Source organism: Pseudomonas sp. 18058, from assembly GCF_902706155.1.
Classification (GTDB): Bacteria; Pseudomonadota; Gammaproteobacteria; order Pseudomonadales; family Pseudomonadaceae; genus Aquipseudomonas; species Aquipseudomonas rustica.
The window spans coordinates 1-2306 of the sequence record NZ_CACSJY010000114.1; the positions used below are offsets into that span (position 1 = coordinate 1).

Consider the following 2306-nt stretch of genomic DNA (forward strand, 5'->3'; position numbering starts at 1 on the left):
CGCGAAGGCGGTGTGTCTGTTGCGTGGATGTTGGCTGGCACGACGCCTTCGCGAGCAAGCCCGCTCCCACAGGGGGTTTGTGGTGTTCGGGGGATTGAACACGATTCATGATCTGCGCCATCACTGTCTGGCAATTGATGGGCGGCAGCGCCTGCCTATGATGGGAATCACTTGGATTGCTTGAGTGAATGCCCTGATGAGCCCCAGAACCCTTTACGACAAACACATCGATTCCCACACGGTCTGCCGTCTCGACGATCAGGGGCATGTGCTGCTGTATATCGACCGTCAGGTGATCAACGAATACACCAGCCCGCAAGCGTTCAGCGGCTTGCGCGCGGCCGGGCGCGAAGTGTGGCGGCCGGGCACGTCGCTGGCGGTGGTCGATCACGTCAACCCGACCACGCCGGTGCGCATCGCTGCGATGCCCGATGTCGGCGGTGCGCGGCAAGTGTCGTATCTGGCGGAGAACTGCCGGGACTTCGGCATCGAACTGCTGGATATCCTCGACAAGCGCCAAGGCATCGAACACGTGATTGCGCCGGAGCAAGGCTTTATCCTGCCGGGCATGGTCATCGCAGCCGGCGACAGCCACACCACGACCTATGGCGCACTCGGCGCGTTCGGATTCGGCATCGGCACCTCCGAGATCGAGCACCTGCTGGCCTCGCAAACGCTGGTCTACAAACGCCTGAAAAGCCTGCGCGTCACGGTGGATGGCGAGTTGGCGCCGGGCCTGACCTCGAAGGATGTGATCATGGCGCTGATTGGCCAGATCGGCGCATCCGGGGCCACCGGTTACGCCATCGAATTCTGCGGTTCGACCATTGATGCCTTGAGCGTCGAAGCGCGCATGACCATTTGCAACATGGCCGTCGAGGCCGGTGCGCGCGGGGCCTTTATGGCGCCGGACGAGAAAGTCTTCAGCTACTTGAAAGGCAAACCGCGCGCGCCCCAAGGTGAGTTGTGGGATCGCGGCGTGGAAAAATGGCGCGAATTGCGCAGCGATCCCGGCGCGGTGTTCGATCGCGAAATACACCTCGACGCCAGTGGGCTGGAACCAATGGTCACCTGGGGCACCAGCCCGGACCAGGCCGCAGCCATCGGCGCGCGGGTGCCGGATCCGCAATCGATCAGCGATCCGATCCTGCGTCAGGACATGCGCCGCGCCCTCAACTATATGGGCCTCGAAGCGGGCATGGCGCTCAGCGACATCGTGATCAGCCACGCGTTTATCGGCTCATGCACCAACGCGCGGATCGAAGATTTGCGGGATGCCGCCAGCGTCGTGCGCGGGCAACGCGTCTCCGAGCACGTGCGCGCGATGATCGTGCCCGGCTCCAGCGAAGTGCGTGCGCAAGCCGAAGCGGAAGGGCTGGCGCAGATTTTTCTCGACGCCGGTTTTGAATGGCGCCAGTCCGGTTGCTCGATGTGCCTGGCGATGAACGATGACGTGCTTGCCCCCGGCGACCGCTGCGCATCCAGCACCAATCGTAATTTCGAGGGCCGCCAGGGCGCCGGAGCGCGCACGCATCTGATGAGCCCGGCAATGGTCGCCGCTGCTGCGATCAGCGGTCGACTCACCGACATCCGCCACTTTGGAGAACGCCCATGAGCCTGCAACCCTTCACTCAAGTCGGCGGTCAGGCCGCGCCGTTTCTGGCGGCCAACGTCGACACCGACGTGATCATGCCGAAACAGTTTCTCAAGGGCATCGATCGCCAAGGGCTGGATCGCGGGGTGTTTTTCGATTTGCGATTTTTGCCGGATGGCAGGCCCAATCCTGATTTCGTGCTCAATCAAGCGGCATGGCAGGGCGCGAGTTTTTTGGTGGTCGGGCCGAATTTTGGCTGCGGTTCCAGTCGTGAGCACGCGGTGTGGGGGTTGCAGCAGCTGGGCGTTCGCGCGTTGATCGGCAGCAGTTTTGCCGGGATCTTTTACGACAACTGCCAGCGTAACGGGGTGTTGTTGATCACCCTAAAAGAGGCGCAGGTGCAGCGGATCGGGCAGCTTGTTGGTCAGGCTGAAACGGCGCGGATCAGCATTGATCTGCAAGCGCAGCAGATTGGTTTGGCGGATGGCAGTGTGATCGATTTCCAGATCGATACCCTGCGCAAAACTTCGCTGTTGCTGGGGCTGGATGCGATTGGCAGCACCTTGCAACGCCGCGACCAGATCAGCGCATTCGAACGCCAACACCTGGCTGCCAACCCGTGGTTAAGCTAAACGCATAACCTGTGGGAGCGGGCTTGCTCGCGAAAGCGGTGTGTCCGTCAGCGATGATGGTGACTGACGCACCGCTTTCG

At 62.0% G+C, this 2306-nt stretch carries 3 protein-coding genes; all 3 read left to right on the forward strand.

Features of this window, described 5'->3' with window-relative positions:
* On the forward strand, positions 1-184 hold a 184-nt coding region (locus GVL50_RS28850; RefSeq protein WP_218586053.1), incomplete at its 5' end, for a hypothetical protein.
* A 12-nt stretch (positions 185-196) separates the two neighbouring features.
* Positions 197-1615, forward strand: coding sequence for a 3-isopropylmalate dehydratase large subunit (gene leuC / locus GVL50_RS28380; RefSeq protein WP_159815839.1), 1419 nt, complete (start codon positions 197-199; stop codon positions 1613-1615).
* The gene (leuD, locus tag GVL50_RS28385; RefSeq protein ID WP_159815840.1) at positions 1612-2226 is read left to right on the forward strand and encodes a 3-isopropylmalate dehydratase small subunit; all 615 of its coding nucleotides are present in this window, start codon (positions 1612-1614) and stop codon (positions 2224-2226) included. Before leuC ends, leuD begins: the two co-directional genes overlap by 4 nt.
* Positions 2227-2306 lie beyond the last annotated feature (80 nt).